Origin of the sequence: Corallococcus terminator (assembly GCF_049194865.1) — a bacterium.
GTDB classification, from domain to species: Bacteria; Myxococcota; Myxococcia; order Myxococcales; family Myxococcaceae; genus Myxococcus; species Myxococcus terminator_A.
On record NZ_JBLZWL010000136.1, the window covers coordinates 188,136 to 204,353 of the forward strand.

Here is a 16,218-nt window from a genome sequence, read left to right on the forward strand (position 1 = left end):
GGGCATGCGCATCCCGCCCCCGAGCCCCGTGATGCCGCCCGTCCCAGGCCTCATCGCCCTGGAAGAGGCGCTCCGGAAGGACCTCGAGCGGCTGGAGTATCCCCGCCGCTCCTGGGTGCTCCCCCGCCGCACCCGCGCCGGACAGCCCGTGCTGGATGTCCTCATCATCGGAGGAGGGCAGAGCGGCCTCACCGCCGCCTTCGGGCTGATGCGCGAGAAGGTGACGAACCTGCTCGTCGTCGATGACGGAGAGCAGGACCTCGCCGGGCCGTGGAAGACCTTCGCGCGCATGCACACGCTGCGCACGCCCAAGCACCTCACCGGCCCCGACCACAACCTGCCCAACCTCTGCTTCCAGTCCTGGTTCGAGTCCCAGTATGGCGAGGCCGCCTGGACGTCCCTGGAGCGCATCCCCAAGGAGCTGTGGGCGGACTTCCTCGGCTGGTACCGACGCACGCTGGGCATCCCCGTGCGCTGCCGCTCGCGCGCGGGCGCGCTGACCTGGAGCGCGGAGGACGACTGCTTCCAGGTTCCGCTGGAGGACCTGCGCAACGGAACGAGCGAGGTCATCCACGCTCGCAAAATCGTGCTGGCCACGGGCATCGACGGCTCGGGGCGCTGGGAAGTCCCGGCGGTGGTGGCGGGGCTGCCGCGCGAGCTGTACGCGCAGACGCGCGAGGACATCGACTTCGAGGCGCTCCGAGGGCGCAGCCTGGGCGTGCTCGGCGCGGGGGCCTCCGCCTTCGACAACGCCTCCGTCGCGCTGGAGCACGGCGCGGGCGAGGTGCGCCTGTTCTACCGGCGCAAGACGCTGCCGACGGTGAACCCGTACCGCTGGGCGGAGTTCGTCGGCTTCCTCAAGCACCACGCGGACCTGCCGGACGCGGACAAGTGGCGCTTCATCCACCGTATCTTCGAGATGGGGCAGCTGCCTCCCGCCGACACGTACCGCCGAGCGCGCGCATATCCGCAGTTCCACCTGCACGCGGAGAGCCCGTGGGTGGGCGCCGAGGCCGTGGACGGACGGGTGCGCATCACCACGCCGCGGGGGCACTACACCTTCGACAAGCTCATCGTCGGCAGCGGCACGGTGACGGACCTCTCGCTGCGCCCGGAGCTGGCGAACCTGCATCAGGACATCGCGCTCTGGAAGGACCGCTTCACTCCGCCCTCGGGTCAGTCGCACACCGACCTGTTGCGCCATCCGTACCTGGGGCCCGGCTTCGAGTTGCAGGAGAAGCACCCAGGGCGCGCGCCGCATCTGGCGTCCATTTTCAACTACACCTTCGGGTGTCTGCTCTCGCTGGGCTTCGGTGGCGCGAGCATCTCTGGCATGAAGTACAGCCTGCCTCGACTGACGGCGGGCGTGACGCGGCAGCTCTACGTGGATGACCGGGACGCGTTCTTCAGCGCCCTGGAGTGCTTCGACGAGAAGGAATTCGAGCCATGAGCAGTGGTGAGTTCGGGCTGCGCAGCCGTCGCGTCCTCGCGGCGGGCGGGTTGCGCGAGGCGGTGGTGGTGGTGAAGGACGGGCGGGTGGTGAAGGTGGCGGGGCCCGGTGAGGCCCTCGGGGCCCTGACAGTGGCGGACGTGGGCAATCACGTGGTGATGCCCGGCGTGGTGGACTGCCACGCGCACATCAACGAGCCCGGCCGCACGGAGTGGGAGGGCTTCGAGACGGCCACGCGCGCGGCGGCGGCCGGAGGCATCACCACCGTCGTCGACATGCCGCTCAACTCGCTGCCGCCCACCACCACGCTGGAGGCGCTGAAGCTCAAGGCGAGCGCGGCCCGCGAGTCCAGTCAGGTGGACCACGGCTTCTGGGCCGGCGTGATTCCGGGCAACGCGGATGAGCTGGAGGCGCTCATCGACGCGGGCGTCGCGGGCTTCAAGTGCTTCTTGTGTCCCTCCGGCGTGGACGAATTTCCCCCGGCGGACCGCGCGGTGCTCGACGTGGCGATGCCGATTCTCGCGCGGCGTGGCATTCCGCTCATCGTCCACGCGGAGCTGGAGTCACCCCTGGACGCGGCGGACGCGGGCGGCCCGCGCACGTACCGCGCCTATCTGGAGTCCCGGCCTCGCCGCTGGGAGCAGGACGCCATCCGGATGATGGTGGAGCTGGCGCGACAGCACCGCTGCCGGGTCCACATCGTCCATCTGTCGTCGGCGGATGCGCTGCCGTTGCTGGCGGACGCGCGCCGGGAGGGACTGAATGTCTCGGTGGAGACGTGTCCGCACTACCTCAGCTTCACCGCCGAGGAGATTGAAGACGGCGCGACGCACTTCAAGTGCGCGCCACCCATCCGCGAGGCTGAGAATCGCGAGCGGCTCTGGGCCGGGCTGGCGCGGGGCGACATCGAGCTGGTCGTGTCGGACCACTCGCCCTGCACGCCGGCGCTGAAGCTCTTGGAGCGCGGTGACTTCGGCGCGGCGTGGGGCGGCATCGCCTCGCTCCAGCTGAGCCTGTCGGCCGTGTGGACGGAGGCTCGCAAGCGTGGCCACGGCCTGGAGACGCTGGTCCGCTGGATGTGTGAAGCCCCGGCCCGACTGGTGGGACTGCACGGCACGAAGGGGACACTGGCGCCGGGCGCCGACGCGGACCTGGTGGTGTTCGACCCCGAGGCCACCTTCACCGTGGAGCCCACGCGGCTCCAGCACCGTCACCCGCTGACGCCGTACGCGGGCCGCACGCTCTCGGGCGTGGTGGAGACGACGTTCCTTCGCGGGATGAAAATCTACGAGCGTGGGCAGCCGTTCCCTCGCCCGAGTGGAACCTGGGTGCGCCGCCCGTCCTCGGCGCGCGTCGCCGCTTGAAGCTTTTGGAGAGTACACACCATGCATGCACCGGAAGAGGGGAAGCTGCGCGTCGGCTTCACCGAGCTCATCGATTTGGCCGCGGAGAAGGTGGGCGGCAAGGCCTTGCTGGCCAGTGACGAGTTCTTCGCCGGCAAGGAGAACCTCCTCAAGCCCGGCCGAGGCGTCTTCATCCCCGACAAGTACACCGAGCAGGGCAAGTGGATGGACGGCTGGGAGTCGCGCCGCAAGCGCGTGCCCGGCCACGACTGGTGCATCCTCCAGCTCGGCCTGCCCGGAGTGCTGCGCGGCGTGGACGTCGACACCAACCACTTCGTGGGCAACTTCCCCGAGTACGCTTCCGTGGATGCGCTGGAGGTCGAAGGCGCTCCCTCCGCCGAGTCGCTGGTGGACGCGAAGTGGACGCGCATCCTCCCGCAGCTCCGGCTCCAGGGCGGCTCGCGCAACCTCTTCCCCATCCTCAGCGAGCAGCGCTGGACGCACCTGCGCCTCAACATCTACCCGGACGGTGGCGTGGCGCGCTTCCGCGTCCACGGAGAGGTGAGGCCGGACCTGACGCGGCTGACGCACGCGAATGGTTCGGTGGACCTGGCGGCGGCGGAGAATGGCGGCACGGTGTCCGCGTGCAACGACGCCTTCTTCGGGCCCAAGGACAACCTCATCCTGCCGGGCCGCGCCGCCAACATGGGCGAGGGCTGGGAGACGCGCCGCAAGCGCCTGCTGCCGGGCTTCGACTGGATTGTGGTGAAGCTGGCCGTCCCCGGCTCGGTGGAGCGAGTGGAGGTGGACACCGCGCACTACAAGGGCAACTTCCCGGAGAGCGCGTCCCTGGAGGGCATCTACCTGCGCGAGCAGGTGGTGGACTTCGCCAACGCGCATGACCTCGCGTGGACGGAGCTGTTGCCGCGCACGAAGCTCCAGGCGGACCACCGTCACTATTTCGAGTCCGAGCTGAAGGCGAAGGGCCCCTTCACCCACGTGCGGCTGAAAATCTTCCCCGACGGTGGTGTCAGCCGGCTGCGCGTCCACGGGCGGCCGGCATGAGCGCGCTGACCCGACTCAACACGCTGGCTCCCGAGGCGGCCAAGGAGGAGCTCTTGCGCTGCTGTGGCTCCTCGCGGTGGGTGGAGGCCATGGTGCGCGCGCGGCCCTACCGTGACGTGGAGCACGTGTTGGCGGAGGCCGGGTGGCTCTGGGAGCAGACGGGGCCGGACGACTGGCACGAGGCCTTCAAGCACCACCCGCGTATCGGCGGCGTGGACTCGCTGCGCGCGAAGTTCGCGTCCACCGCCACCTGGTCCTCGCAGGAGCAGGGCGGGGTGAGCGGCGCCGCGGAGGCGGTGCTCCAGGGACTGGCCGACGGCAACAAGGCCTACGAGCAGCGCTTCGGCTTCATCTTCCTCGTCTGCGCCACGGGCAAGAGCGCGGAGGAGATGCTGGGGCTGCTGCGCGCGCGCCTGGACAACGCGACGGATGAGGAGCTGCGCATCGCCGCTGGAGAGCAGGCCAAAATCACCCGCATCCGATTGGAGAAGCTGCTGGCGTCATGAGCACTCTTTCCACCCATGTCCTCGATACGAACCGCGGCCGTCCGGCCTCCGGTGTTCCCATTGCCTTGGAGATTCAGGTGGCCGCGGGCGAGTGGAAGGAGCTGGCTCGCGGCGTCACCAATGACGATGGCCGCGTGCGCGACTTCCTGCCGGCCGGCGCGCGCGTCGAGCCCGGCGTGTACCGGATGTCCTTCGACACCGGGACGTACTTCCGGGGCCTCGGCGTGAAGGGCTTCTACCCGTCGGTGTCGGTGGTGTTCGAGCTGGCCGCGCCCGACGAGCACTACCACGTGCCCTTGCTGCTCAGCCCCTTCGGCTACTCGACGTACCGGGGGAGCTGAGGGGCTTCAGGCCTTGTTGGTGGGCTGCGGGGAGGGCGCCGCCGGGGGAGGCGGGCTGCTTCCTCGCTGGAGCAGGGCGTTGATTTCGGCGATGAGCTGCGCTGGCTTCACGGGCTTGACGAGATACGCGTCGGGCACGGGCAGGCTCGGGTCGCTGTCCGAGCGGGGCGCGTAGCCACTGACGAAGACGACGGGGATGTGCTGGAGCGTGGGCTCCTGGCGGCAGCGACGGCACAGCTCGTAGCCGTCCATGCCCTCCATGTTCACATCCGAGAGCAGCAGATCCGGCGGTTGGCTCAGGGCCTGGGCCAGCCCCGCCTCGCCGTTCGCCGCCACGGTGCAGTCGAAGTCACCGGACAGCAGGAGGCGCAGTGTCTCGCGCATCGTCCAGGAGTTTTCGACGATGAGGACCTTGGGCTTCACGATGCTCGGGCTCCTCCGGTGGAAGGTGACGCGCCCAATGGGTGGCGGCCTCGGTATGGAGCATCCCCGCTCGGCGCCCGCCGTAGCAAGGGGTCCTCCCCCACCCTAGACCCAGGTACAAAGGGGCAGGGAGTGGCCAGGTCTCCACCATGCTTCATGCCCGTCCGTCGTGTGGGTGTCGCCTGCCAGACGAGGCCATGGGTTTGCTTCACCCCAACGGGGTGTGTCCGATACATGGAAACGTGATATTCCATCGACTTCTGGATTCTGCCGACCTTCCGGTCCCACCTTCGTGAGCGACGAAGAGAAGACAACCGTTCTAGATGAGCGCAGCCCTCCTCCGAGTTCGTGGGGGGACCGCATCCGCACGCCCGTCACCCTGCCGGGAGACGCCGCCGGAGTGCGCCGCTCGCTGGAAGTGGGGATGGTGGTGACGGGGCGCTACCGGGTGGAGGGCCTGCTGGGCGAGGGCGGCATGGGCCGCATCTGGCTGGCGGAGGACCTGCACGAGAAGCGGCGGGTGGCGCTCAAGGAGATGCAGGTCCCCGCGGGGCTGACGGCCGGGAAGACGGAGGAGCTGGTGCTGATGTTCCGGCACGAGTTCTTCGCGATGAAGAAGCTCCAGCACCCCGGCACGCTGAAGGTGTTCGACTGGGGCATGACGGAGGCCGGCAACCGCTTCATCACCATGGAGGTGGTGGACGGGCAGGACCTGAGCACGCTGGCGCGCGAGGCGCCGCTGGACACGCGCACGCTGTACCGTGTGCTGCTGCAGATGGCGCAGATGCTCGCGTTCATCCACTCGCGCCTGTACGTGCACTGCGACATCAAGGCGAGCAACGTGCGCATCACCAGCTCCGGCGCGGTGAAGCTCATGGACTTCGGGGTGATGCACCAGCTGGGCACCCCGAGCCCTGGCAAACTCAAGGGCACGCTGGAGTACCTGGCCCCCGAGTGGCAGCGCGGCGCGAGCATCGACGGGCGCGCGGACCTCTACTCGCTGGGCGTCATGGCGTACTACCTGGTGACGCGCCGGCTGCCCTTCAAGCGCAACACCCCGGCGGCGCTGCTGGCGGACCACCTGACGCGTCCGCCGCCTCGTCCCTCCACGCTGGGGCCGGTGGACCCGCAGCTGGAGGAGATCATCCTGCTGCTGCTCGCCAAGGACCCGCGTGAGCGCTTCCAGGATGCGAGCGAGCTGATGGAGGCGCTCTGCCACGCCAGCGGTGAGCCGATGCCAGAGGAGCCGCTGTCGGCGCGCTCCAGCTACCTGCACGTGCCGGAGGTCGTCGGGCGCGCGGCGGAGCTGGAGGCGCTGATGAACGGGCTGGCCGAGGCGGACTGGGGCCAGTCGCGCGCGGTGCTCCTGGGCGCGCCCGCGGGCGTGGGCAAGACGCGGCTGCTCCAGGAGTTCGAGCTGCAGGCGAAGCTCGCGGAGCTGCCCTTCGGACGCGGGCAGTGCCGGGCGGAGGGCCAGGCGCCGCTGACGCCGATTGCCCAGGCGCTGCGCGCGCTGATGCCGCACACGCCCGCCGAGGTGATGGAGCGGCTGTCACCCAGGCTATCGCGGCTGCTGCCCTCGCTGTCGGCCGAGTCCGCGGGCGTGGCGCAGGTGCCCGGCGAGGAGAAGCTGGGGTTCTTCGGAGCGCTGGCGGAGTGGGTCCAGTCGCTCGGCAAGCGGATGACGTTCGTGCTGTGCTTCGAGGACCTCCACTGGGCGGACACCGCCTCGCTGGAGGTGCTCAACGTGCTGATTCGCGCGCTGCAGGGCACGAGAGGCATGGTGGTGGGCACGTTCCGCTCGGGTGAGCTGAGCCGGCTGAGCCTCGCGTTCCAGACGGTGGACGAGAAGCTCACCTGGCGCATGGACCTGGAGCCGCTGGCCGCCGAGCACGTGGGCACGCTGGTGGGGCTGGCGCTGCCGGGCCTGGAGGTCCCCGAGGGCTTCGTGGCGCGGCTGCACGCGACGACGGGAGGCAACGCCTTCTTCGCCACCGAGTGTCTGCGCGCGCTGGTGGAGGAGGGCGCGCTGACGCGCGTGGGCGGTCGGTGGACGGCGGAGGAGGGGCTGGACACGCGGCCTTTGCCAGAGAGCATCCATGCCGCGGTGCTCGAGCGACTGTCGTCCGCGCCGGTGGAGCAGGTGTCGCTCCTGCGCAGGTTGGCGCCGGCGGGGCGGAGCCTGGAGCTGCCCATGGTGCGGGCGCTGGCGGAGCTGCCGGAGTCGGAGCTGTTCGCCGTGCTGGACGGCATCGTCGAGCGACAGTTCCTCCAGGAGGAGGAGGGCCGGTACGTCTTCACGCACGACACCGTGCACCAGGCCATCTACGACAGCACGCAGGACGACGAGCGGCGGGCGGCGCATGCGCGGGTGGCGCTGGCGCTCCAGACGCTCTACTACCAGCGGCCGGACCTGTCGCGCACGGTGGGCTGGCACTACCTGCGCTCGTCGGAGCCGGAGCTGGCCATTGGCCCGTTGCTGGACGCGGGCCGCGCGGCCATGGAGGCGCAGGCGCTGCTGGAGGCGACGCTGCTGTTGAAGGAGGCGTCGACGCTGCTGGAGGCCGCGCCGGACTTCCCTGGCCGTGACAGGCTGCTGCTGCGCATCTGGGTGACGCTGGTGGAGGTGGGCTACGCGAGCGACCCGCCCAGCTCCCTGGCCTTCTCGGAAAAGCTCTTCGCGCACTGGGCGGCCACGGTGGACCTGGCCGAGGGCCGCAGGATTGCGCTGGCGCAGCTGGACGCGGCGTGCGCGGCGCCGGAGGACGAGAGGCCCGCGCGGCTGCGGGAGCTGTTCCGCGAGCGCGCGGCGGACGCGCAGTCGTCGCCCGAGGACATCTTCTGGAAGCAGGCGGAGCTGCGCATCCTCCAGGCCATGGCGATGGCCATCGTCGGGCGGACGAAGGACCTGGACGTGTTGCTGGAGCGCGTGCGCGAGGAGCAGCCCGAGGTGTCGCCGTACCGGGCGGGCACGTTGCTGGCTCCGGCGGTGCTCAGCGCGTACACGGGCCGCTCGGCGGGCGTGGTGGAGGCGCAGTTCGAGCAGCTCTCCCGGCTGCGCGGGATGCGCGAGGTGATGGGCCGACTGCCGCGACGCCTGGCCTGGGCGCTGGGCATGGGCGGCTACATGATGAACATGAACCTGGCGCTGCGCGGCGAGCCGCTGGATGCCCAGGCGACGCGGGATGGCTACGCGGTGGCGGAGGCCCACGGCTTCACCGACGTGCGCGCGTTCCACCTGTTCTCGGTGGTGACTCGCGCGGCCTTCACGGGGGACGGCGCGGCCTTCGTCCCGGCCTTCACCGAGAAGACGGACCTGGTGCGCAGGCTGGGCAACCCCCGGCTGATGGAGCGCAACCTGGCCATCTTCACGCCGCCCTACTACCTGGAGCGCGGCGAGCACGAGCACGTGGCCGCCGTGGTGGCGCGCGCGGAGTCGCTGGCGCGGGTGCTCCCGGAGGACCGGTGGCTGCAGTGCCACGTGCAGACGTATCAGGCGTGTCGGGACGTGTTGTTCGAGGACGCGGCGGCGGCGCGGCAGTCCCTGCCCCGGGCCCTGGCGGCGGCGCGCGAGGGCGGCATCCGGATGGAGACGCTGCTGTGCGTGTACCAGTCCCGCTTCGAGCGGGAGCAGGGACATCTGGAGGCCGCGCACGAGGCGGCGCAGCTGGCGCTCTCCCGCGCGGTGGACCCGGTGCTGGCGAATCCCTGGGATGAGATGCTGGCGCGTCGCGCACTGGCTTCGCTGCTGCCCGGCGAAGCGGGGCTCGTGCACCTGCGTCGCGCGCTCGCGCTGGCGGAGCTGACGGGCAACGTGTTGCAGGCGGGGCTGGTGCACCTGGCGCTCGCGGAGCGGGCCTCCTCGGCCGAGGCGGCGGTGGTCGAGCTGGGAGCGGCGGAGACGGCCTTCACCGAGGCGCGTGCGTCGAATCTCCTGGCGCAGGCGACGTCGCTGCGGGGCGCGCTCCAGCGCAGCGCGGAGTCCCGGCAGAGCGCCTGAGAGGTGCCCTCGACGGGGCGCGGCACCTCGGCGGAACAGGCACCCGGCAAGGCGCTCGACGAGGAGTCCTCGGTGGTCGCCGAGGCGAGGTGGGCGGGGCCCCCGCGGTGCTCCTGGGCGGTCGGTCCCTTCGTCCGCGAGGCTCCACCACGAACGTGGCGCTTGAGGGCGCTAGACTGCGGCCCATGGCCCTCGCACCCCTGCGCTTCTGTTTCGATTATCTGTCTCCCTACGCCTATCTCGCGTGGACGCGGATGCCCGCGCTCGCCGCGCGCCACGGCCGTGTCGTGGAGCCCGTGCCGGTGCTGCTCGCGGGCGTGCTCAACGCCACCGGCAACATCGGCCCCGCCGAGGTCCCCGCCAAGCGCGGCTACGTCTTCAAGCACACCTTCCGCATCGCTCACGAGCTGGGCGTGCCCTTCGGGCCCCCCCCCACGCACCCCTTCGTCCCGCTGCTCCCCCTGCGCGTGACGGCCGCGGTGGACGACCTGGAGGCGCGCGGCCGGCTGGTGTCCGCCCTCTACGCGGAGGTCTGGGGAGGCGGGAAGGGCGCCGAGACGCCCGAGCAGGTGGCCGTGGCCATCCAGGCCGCCGGGCTGGACGCGCCCTCACTGCTCGCCGCCGCCCAGCGGCAGGACATCAAGGACCGCCTGCGCCGCAACACGGAGGAGGCCATCGCCGCGGGCGCGTTCGGCGTGCCCACCATCTTCGCGGACGGGGAGCTGTTCTTCGGCGTGGACTCGCTGGGTCACCTGGAGCGCTTCCTCCGGGGTGAGGACCCGCTGGCGGCCGTGGACCTGGCCCGGTGGAAGGACTTGCCGGCCACCGCGTCCCGACGCTGAAGGGGGCCCTGGGAGCGCCGGTTTCCGCTAGGGTGCCTGGGGTGGATGGGCCGCCGGTCGCCCGCCACATTCCCAGGTGCTCACCGCATGAACGTTCTCGCCGAGCTGGGCATCGTCGTCGCTGGCCTCGTGCTCGCCATCGTCCTGCTGGCGCTCAACTTCTGGCGCGCCATCCTCTTCCTGTTCCCCCACAGCGTCCGCGTCGAGCCGGAGGCCCCGGCGGACCAGATGGACATCCCCTTGGAGCTGGCCCAGCTGGCCATCGAACTCCAGGGAGTGGGTTTCGTGGCGCTCGGCAGTCACGAGGAGAAGCCACGCCTCCAGCGCGCGACGCTCTCCTATGACTGGGCCCACCCCGTCGAGCGGGTCTTCGCCACCATCTACCAGGCGGCTGACGGCGAGCCCCGGCTCTACTTCCTCACCCCCCTGGCGCCGGAAGGCTTCGTCATCACCGCCGGTTATCGCCGCCCCGCCCTGGACGTCCCAGGGGTGTACCGCAGCGGTTCACTGGCGGACGCTTCGCCTGAGCGCCTGCTGCGCGCCCACCTGCGCCGCATGGAGGGCGTCACCCCGGCCGGGGACTTCTCCTGGGAAGGCCGGGTGGAGGCCGGGCGTTCCTGGTACCGCGGGCTCGGCCGGAAGGAGATACGCCGGCAGAACCTGCAAGGGCTGTTGTGGACGGTGATGGCGCTTGCCATCGTCGCCAGCGCCTTCCTGGGGCGGCGCGCGTCCTGAAACCCCGCCATTCCGTCACTGCGCGCGTGCACCGCGCGCCCCTTGAGAGTAGGTAGACGAGCACCATGAAGAGCGTGTCCAAGACCGAGGAAATCTTCTTTCTTTCCGGCAAGCGCACCCCGTTCGGGACCTACGGCGGCAGCCTCAAGGACCTCAGCGCCACCGACCTCGCCGTGGAATCGGCGAAGGCCGCCTTCGCCCAGGCGAAGGTGTCGCCGGAGTTGGTGCAGCACGTCGTGTACGGCAACGTGGTGCAGACGAGCGCGGATGCCATCTACCTGCCCCGCCACGTGGGCCTGCGGACGGGTGTCCCCATCTCCGTGCCCGCCCTGGGCGTCAACCGGCTGTGTGGCTCCGGCTTCCAGGCCTTCACCACCGCCGCGGAGCTGATGCTCACCGAGCAGGCGAGCTGCGTGCTCGCCGGCGGCACCGAGTCCATGAGCCAGGCGCCCCACGTCATCCGGGGCGCGCGCTGGGGCCTGCCGCTGGGCAAGGGCAGCCTGGAGGACATGCTCTGGACTGCGCTGACGGACAGCTACACCGGCCAGCCCATGGCGATGACGGCCGAGCAGCTCGCGGTGGACTACTCGCTCACGCAGGAGCAGGTGGACGAGTACGCGGTGCTCACCCAGAAGCGCTTCGCCGCCGCGCAGGAGGCGGGCCGCTTCCAGGACGAAATCGCGCCCGTCACGCTCAAGGGCAAGAAGGGCGACACCGTCTTCGCCAAGGACGAGCACAACCGTCCGGAGACGACGGTGGAGGGGCTGCGCAAGCTGCCCAAGGTCTTCAAGAAGGACGGCGTGGTGCACGCGGGCGCCGCCAGCGGCATCTGCGACGGCGCGGGCAGCATGGTGATGGCCACGCGCGGCTTCGTGGAGAAGCACGGCCTGAAGCCCATCGCCCGGCTGGTGAACTGGGGCGTGTCCGGGTGTGACCCGAAAATCATGGGCATCGGCCCCGCGCCCGCCATCCGCCAGCTGCTGGAGCGCGCGCAGGCGAAGCTGTCCGACGTGGACCTGTTCGAGGTGAACGAGGCCTTCGCGCCGCAGTACCTGGCGGTGGAGAAGGAGCTGGGCCTGCCGCGCGAGCAGACCAACGTCAACGGCGGCGCCATCGCCGTGGGCCACCCGCTGGGCGCCTCCGGCGCGCGCATCACCACCACGCTCGTCTATGAGCTCAAGCGGCGCGGTGGACGCTATGGTATCGGCTCCGCCTGCATTGGCGGCGGCCAGGGCATCGCGGTGCTGGTCGAGGCGCTCTGATGCCTGCACACGACTTCCAACCGGGACGCGAGATGAGCAACGAGGTGGACGCGAAGACGGCCCGCGAGCGGGCCAAGGCCATCGCCGAGCAGCGCCGCGCGGAGCGTCGCAACCGCAAGCGCAAGTGCGTGGTGTGCGGCGTGGAGGAGAGCGACAAGACGCCGCTCACCGCCCACCCGGAAGGCATTGGCCCGGCCTGCAAGGACGAGGTGTCCTGTCAGGGCCGCAGGGCCACCGCGGGGCGGTGAGCGGCGGCGTGGCGCCTGGGGCCTTGCGTCAGTGGGCGCGAGGGCCCCTGGCCCGCGGCACGCGGGTGTTGGCTGCGCAACTGTGGGAGATGTGCCCCTGGACGTGGGACCGGGCCTGGGTGGCCTGGACTCGCCCGAGGCCGGTAAATCGGGCCCGTTTCTTGATAGCGGAATCGTCTCAGGGTAAACGTCCAGAATCTCAGCTTGAGATTTGAGACCGAGGGTTGGAATGGGCGTTACGAGCTTCACGGGAGTCAAGGTGTTCTCCACCACGCTCGCGCGTGATCGCGAGAACATGGGTGAGAACATCACCAAGTGGCTCAAGGAGAATTTGAACAACGTCGACTTGGTGGACAAGGTGGTGACCCAGTCCTCGGACAAGGAGTTCCACTGTCTGACCATCACGCTTTTCTACCGCGCGAAGGCCTGATTCGTCGGCCAGCAACGCGCGGAGTCGATGTGCGAGGGCGCTCTCTCCCGGGACCGGGTGGGGCGCCCTTCGTCGTTTGGGGTTGCGAAGCGACGAGGGTTCCACCACCTTTGGTCGGCTGTTGAGCCCGTAGTGGAGGATTGAATGCGACCGATGCGGTTCGGCGGCAGGGGCGGAGGGGGCGGTTTTGGCCTGCCCGGTCTGGAGTCCATGTCGTCCAAGCTGGCGGTGGGGCTGGTCGCGGGGTCCGTGCTGTACCTGCTGCTGGGCTACCAGGGCTCCACGCGGAGCATCTTGCTGCTGCTGTCGCCCAACACCGTCTTCGGCAGCCTCTTCCTCTGGCAGCCCTTCACCTACGCCTTCATCGAGAGCGAGCCCATCAGCATCCTCTTCGGGGCGCTGCTGCTGTGGAGCATCGGCGGCTCGCTGGAGAGCTCCTGGGGCTCGAAGCGGCTCTTGCTCGTCGCGGTGGGGTGCACGGCGCTCGCGGGCTACGTGCTCGGCGTGGTGGGCCTCTTCATGCCGCTGCCCATGGGCTACCAGGGCGGCTGGGTGATGGGCTCGGTGCTGTGGGTCGCCTACGGCCTGTCGATGGGGCGCGGGCAGACGAACTTCTGGGGCATCCCCCTGTCGGGCAACGCGTTCGCCGGCATTGGCGCGGGCTTCGTCGTGCTGCGCATCCTCACGGCGGGCCTGGCCAGTCAGCTGCCGCACGTCATCGCGCTGGTGCTGGTGTTCGCCTACGTGCGCGGCGCCAGCCCCAAGCGGTTGATGCTGCACCTGCAGCACTGGCGCCTGCAGCGCCAGCTGAAGGGTAGGTCCAAGCACTTGAACGTGGTGCCCAAGAACAAGGACCGGCCGGACAGGGACCAGTTCCTCAACTGAGGCGCTGCCGCGCGTCTAGTGGGCCGCCTCCGGGTGGCCGTACTGCTTCAGCTTCCGGTAGAGCGTGGCCACGCCGATGTCGAGCTGCTCGGCGGTGCGCGCCCGGTTGCCCGAGTTCTGCGCCAGCACCGCGAGGATGTAGTCCTTCTCCATGTCCTCCAGCCGGCGCGGGTTGCCGGCGGGGATGAGGCTGGGCGGCGCGGCGCGCACTTCCTCCGGCAGGTCATCCCGCTCCACTCGGGGGCCTTCACACAAGGCCACCGCCCGCTCCAGCGCGTTGCCCAGCTCGCGCACGTTGCCCGGCCACTCGTAGCGCAGGAGCTGGTCCGCCGCGTCGGGGGCGAGTCCTGACACCTTGCGGCCCAGACGCTCCGCTGCCTCGGCGAGCAGCAGCCGGGCCAGGGGGAGGATGTCCTCGCGCCGCTCGCGCAGCGGGGGGATGCGCAGCTCGATGACGCGCAGGCGGTAGTAGAGGTCCTGGCGGAAGCGGCCCGTGCGCACCTCCTCGCTCAAGTCGCGGTTGGTGGCGGCCACCACGCGCACGTCCACCTTGCGGCTGGTGTTCTCGCCCACGCGCCGGACTTCCTTCTCCTGAAGCGCGCGCAACAGCTTGGCCTGCATGGACGCCGGTACCTCGCCCACCTCGTCGAGGAAGAGGGTGCCGCCGTGCGCCGCCTCGAAGAGTCCGGGCCTGTCATGCGTCGCGCCGGTGAAGGCGCCGCGCGCGTGGCCGAACAGCTCGCTCTCCAGCAGGCTCTCCGTGACGGCCGCGCAGTTGACGGCGATGAAGGCCTTGTGCGCGCGCGTGGACTCGTCGTGGATGAGGCGGGCGATGCGCTCCTTGCCCACGCCGCTCTCACCGGTGACGAGCACCGTGGAGTCGACTTTCGCCGCGCGGCGCCCCAGGTTGATGACGCGCAGCATGGCCTCCGCGCGCGCCACCATACCCGCGGGGTCCTCCGTCACGCCCGCGCGCGCCAGGGACTGTCGCTTCGCGCGCAGCTTGCGCTCCGCCTGCTTCAGCGCGTCCGTCACCTGACCCAGCACGCCCTCCATGCACTGCGTCTCGTAGAAGCGCAGCACCTCCTTGCACTCGGTGCTCCACTCCTCGGAGGGACGGCCGACGATGTGGCACGCCGCGTCCCCCTGTCCCACGCAGCGAATCTCCGTGCAGTAGATTTCCCGCCCGTTGACGTAGCTCATGTAGCCGGAGGCGAAGCCGGTGAGGCTCCAGCACACCGGATGGTCCGCGCGCCCCAGGTGCAGCAGGTGCTGCTCGGCTTCATACGAGTCGCGCCACTGCGCCTCGGCGAAGGGCTCAGGGCCCTCCTCGGGCTTTCGCTCCACCCGCTCCACCCGCACCTGGCCCTGAAGCGTGTGCAGCCGCCCGCCCGCGCGACGCCACAGCGACTCGTCCTTCCACGGCACCGCGCCCTTCATCGCCTCCGCCGTGCGCCAGCCGTGCGCGTAGCCCAGCCGCGTGAAGATGCCGCGCGCGGCCGTCATCCCCATCAGATTCACCAACTCCTTGCGCAACAGCCCCAGCGCCACCGGGTCCATGAGCAGCACCCGCTGCCCCGCGAAGTGGATGAGTCCGCCCCCCGGCTCGAAGGACAGCAGCTCCCCCAGCTCCAACGCGTCGAATGGCCCCGGCACCGTGTCCTGCTCCCTTCCAAAGTGATGTCTCTCTCTATCGTTTTGAGAGGCCCCGTGCACGAAAGGATGTTGGGAGGTCGTCATTTCAAGGGGTTGGAATGAGCTGGGCCCTGGTCCTGGGGTTGCAGTAGAAGGCGTCCATCATGGGAGACGGACTGGACAGGCGGGAGGTCTTGCAGGGCGCGGCGGCGGCCGGCGTGTCGGGCGTCCTGGGCGCTGGCTCGAAGGGCGGGCGGGCTCCGGCGCTCTTCGTGTCGCACGGCTCGCCCATGGTGGCGCTGGACGCGGACGCGTATCCGCGCGCGCTGAAGACCTTTGGCGACGGCGCGGCGACGGCGCGGGCCATCGTCGTGGTGTCCGCGCACTGGGAGACGCCCGGCGAGGTGCGCGTCACCGCGAGCGCGAAGCCTCCGCTCGTCTACGACTTCTTCGGCTTCCCGGACGCGTTGTACCGGTTGAGGTACGCGGCGCCGGGTGCGCCGGACGTGGCCTCCGACGTGGTGGCCCGGCTGGGCGCGGCGGGGCTGAAGGCCGTCGCGGATTCGGAGCGCGGGTTGGACCACGGTGCGTGGGTACCGCTGCTTCATACGTTTCCACAGGCAACGTTGCCGGTGGTGCAGGTGTCGATGCCGCTGGGCGCGAGCGCGGCGGACGTGGTGAAGATGGGCGAGGCGTTGCGCCCCTTGCGCGCGCAAGGCGTGCTGTTGATGGGAAGTGGTGGCATCGTCCACAACCTGCGCCGCGTGAATTTCCATCAGAAGGATGCGTCCCCGGAGCCGTGGGCACAGGCCTTCGACACCTGGGTGGCGCAGAAGCTGGAGGCGCGGGACTTCGTGGGCCTCCAGTCATGGTTGGATGCACCGAATGCGCAGCTCGCGCATCCGAGAGCCGAGCATTTGTTGCCGCTGTACTTCGTCCTCGGAGCTGCCCTCCCCGAAGACCGTCTCACTTCAGTTTTCGAGGGCTTCCATCACGGAACCTTGTCCATGCGCAGCTTCGCGCTGCGCGCCTGAACCCGTAGTTCATCGAGGA

General features: G+C 70.2%; 15 protein-coding genes. 13 read left to right on the forward strand and 2 right to left on the reverse strand.

The genetic code is table 11. The features are described from left to right. Positions 1-4: 4 nt before the first annotated feature. Genes ACN469_RS40555 through uraH form a run of 5 tightly spaced genes read left to right on the forward strand, consistent with a single transcriptional unit; the run spans position 5 to position 4,705 of the window. Positions 5-1,450, forward strand: a complete 1,446-nt coding sequence (locus ACN469_RS40555) for an FAD/NAD(P)-binding protein (protein ID WP_498777242.1) — start codon at positions 5-7, stop codon at positions 1,448-1,450. Further along, entirely contained in the window at positions 1,447-2,814 is a 1,368-nt protein-coding gene (gene allB, locus ACN469_RS40560; RefSeq protein ID WP_498777244.1) for an allantoinase AllB, read from the forward strand. Before ACN469_RS40555 ends, allB begins: the two co-directional genes overlap by 4 nt. Before the next feature lie 21 nt (positions 2,815-2,835). After that, positions 2,836-3,858, forward strand: coding sequence for an allantoicase (alc, locus tag ACN469_RS40565; protein WP_498777246.1), 1,023 nt, complete (start codon positions 2,836-2,838; stop codon positions 3,856-3,858). After that, positions 3,855-4,364, forward strand: coding sequence for a 2-oxo-4-hydroxy-4-carboxy-5-ureidoimidazoline decarboxylase (gene uraD, locus ACN469_RS40570; protein ID WP_498777248.1), 510 nt, complete (start codon positions 3,855-3,857; stop codon positions 4,362-4,364). The genes alc and uraD overlap by 4 nt, the downstream gene beginning before the upstream one ends. Beyond that, the gene (uraH, locus tag ACN469_RS40575) at positions 4,361-4,705 is read left to right on the forward strand and encodes a hydroxyisourate hydrolase (protein ID WP_498777250.1); all 345 of its coding nucleotides are present in this window, start codon (positions 4,361-4,363) and stop codon (positions 4,703-4,705) included. The genes uraD and uraH overlap by 4 nt, the downstream gene beginning before the upstream one ends. Before the next feature lie 6 nt (positions 4,706-4,711). Here uraH and ACN469_RS40580 read toward each other — a convergent pair whose 3' ends face one another. Then, positions 4,712-5,128: a response regulator gene (locus tag ACN469_RS40580; RefSeq protein WP_498777252.1), complete on the reverse strand. Its 417-nt coding sequence runs from the start codon at positions 5,126-5,128 to the stop codon at positions 4,712-4,714. A 424-nt stretch (positions 5,129-5,552) separates the two neighbouring features. Here ACN469_RS40580 and ACN469_RS40585 point away from each other — a divergent pair, with 424 nt between their 5' ends. The 7 genes from ACN469_RS40585 to ACN469_RS40615 all read left to right on the forward strand — a co-directional run bounded on the left by ACN469_RS40585 (position 5,553) and on the right by ACN469_RS40615 (position 13,530). Next, positions 5,553-9,128: a protein kinase domain-containing protein gene (locus ACN469_RS40585; protein ID WP_498777330.1), complete on the forward strand. Its 3,576-nt coding sequence runs from the start codon at positions 5,553-5,555 to the stop codon at positions 9,126-9,128. A 185-nt stretch (positions 9,129-9,313) separates the two neighbouring features. Then, entirely contained in the window at positions 9,314-9,970 is a 657-nt protein-coding gene (locus ACN469_RS40590) for a 2-hydroxychromene-2-carboxylate isomerase (protein ID WP_498777254.1), read from the forward strand. Positions 9,971-10,057: 87 nt separating this feature from the next. Continuing rightward, positions 10,058-10,705, forward strand: a complete 648-nt coding sequence (locus tag ACN469_RS40595) for a hypothetical protein (protein ID WP_498777256.1) — start codon at positions 10,058-10,060, stop codon at positions 10,703-10,705. Positions 10,706-10,770: 65 nt separating this feature from the next. Then, complete coding sequence (locus ACN469_RS40600) at positions 10,771-11,967, forward strand: acetyl-CoA C-acetyltransferase (RefSeq protein WP_498777258.1); 1,197 nt, start codon at positions 10,771-10,773, stop codon at positions 11,965-11,967. A 32-nt stretch (positions 11,968-11,999) separates the two neighbouring features. Further along, a complete protein-coding gene (locus ACN469_RS40605; RefSeq protein WP_498777332.1) occupies positions 12,000-12,215 on the forward strand; it encodes a hypothetical protein in 216 nt (71 codons plus the stop codon). A 229-nt stretch (positions 12,216-12,444) separates the two neighbouring features. Continuing rightward, positions 12,445-12,645: a hypothetical protein gene (locus tag ACN469_RS40610; RefSeq protein WP_498777260.1), complete on the forward strand. Its 201-nt coding sequence runs from the start codon at positions 12,445-12,447 to the stop codon at positions 12,643-12,645. A gap of 144 nt (positions 12,646-12,789) precedes the next feature. Next, on the forward strand, positions 12,790-13,530 hold the full coding sequence (locus ACN469_RS40615; protein ID WP_498777262.1) for a DUF1751 domain-containing protein: 741 nt from the start codon (positions 12,790-12,792) through the stop codon (positions 13,528-13,530). Between the two features lie 15 nt (positions 13,531-13,545). Here ACN469_RS40615 and ACN469_RS40620 read toward each other — a convergent pair whose 3' ends face one another. Then, entirely contained in the window at positions 13,546-15,186 is a 1,641-nt protein-coding gene (locus tag ACN469_RS40620; protein ID WP_498777264.1) for a sigma 54-interacting transcriptional regulator, read from the reverse strand. A gap of 143 nt (positions 15,187-15,329) precedes the next feature. Here ACN469_RS40620 and ACN469_RS40625 point away from each other — a divergent pair, with 143 nt between their 5' ends. Beyond that, positions 15,330-16,199 carry a dioxygenase family protein gene (locus ACN469_RS40625; RefSeq protein ID WP_498777266.1) on the forward strand — a complete coding sequence of 290 codons (870 nt, stop codon included), beginning with the start codon at positions 15,330-15,332 and terminating at the stop codon, positions 16,197-16,199. Positions 16,200-16,218 lie beyond the last annotated feature (19 nt).

Coding starts and splice junctions, on each gene's coding strand:
- ACN469_RS40555 (WP_498777242.1), top strand. CDS start 5: ATGCGCATCCCGCCCCCGAGCCCCGTGATGCCGCCCGTCCCAGGCCTC.
- allB (WP_498777244.1), top strand. CDS start 1,447: ATGAGCAGTGGTGAGTTCGGGCTGCGCAGCCGTCGCGTCCTCGCGGCG.
- alc (WP_498777246.1), top strand. CDS start 2,836: ATGCATGCACCGGAAGAGGGGAAGCTGCGCGTCGGCTTCACCGAGCTC.
- uraD (WP_498777248.1), top strand. CDS start 3,855: ATGAGCGCGCTGACCCGACTCAACACGCTGGCTCCCGAGGCGGCCAAG.
- uraH (WP_498777250.1), top strand. CDS start 4,361: ATGAGCACTCTTTCCACCCATGTCCTCGATACGAACCGCGGCCGTCCG.
- ACN469_RS40585 (WP_498777330.1), top strand. CDS start 5,553: ATGGTGGTGACGGGGCGCTACCGGGTGGAGGGCCTGCTGGGCGAGGGC.
- ACN469_RS40590 (WP_498777254.1), top strand. CDS start 9,314: ATGGCCCTCGCACCCCTGCGCTTCTGTTTCGATTATCTGTCTCCCTAC.
- ACN469_RS40595 (WP_498777256.1), top strand. CDS start 10,058: ATGAACGTTCTCGCCGAGCTGGGCATCGTCGTCGCTGGCCTCGTGCTC.
- ACN469_RS40600 (WP_498777258.1), top strand. CDS start 10,771: ATGAAGAGCGTGTCCAAGACCGAGGAAATCTTCTTTCTTTCCGGCAAG.
- ACN469_RS40605 (WP_498777332.1), top strand. CDS start 12,000: ATGAGCAACGAGGTGGACGCGAAGACGGCCCGCGAGCGGGCCAAGGCC.
- ACN469_RS40610 (WP_498777260.1), top strand. CDS start 12,445: ATGGGCGTTACGAGCTTCACGGGAGTCAAGGTGTTCTCCACCACGCTC.
- ACN469_RS40615 (WP_498777262.1), top strand. CDS start 12,790: ATGCGACCGATGCGGTTCGGCGGCAGGGGCGGAGGGGGCGGTTTTGGC.
- ACN469_RS40625 (WP_498777266.1), top strand. CDS start 15,330: ATGGGAGACGGACTGGACAGGCGGGAGGTCTTGCAGGGCGCGGCGGCG.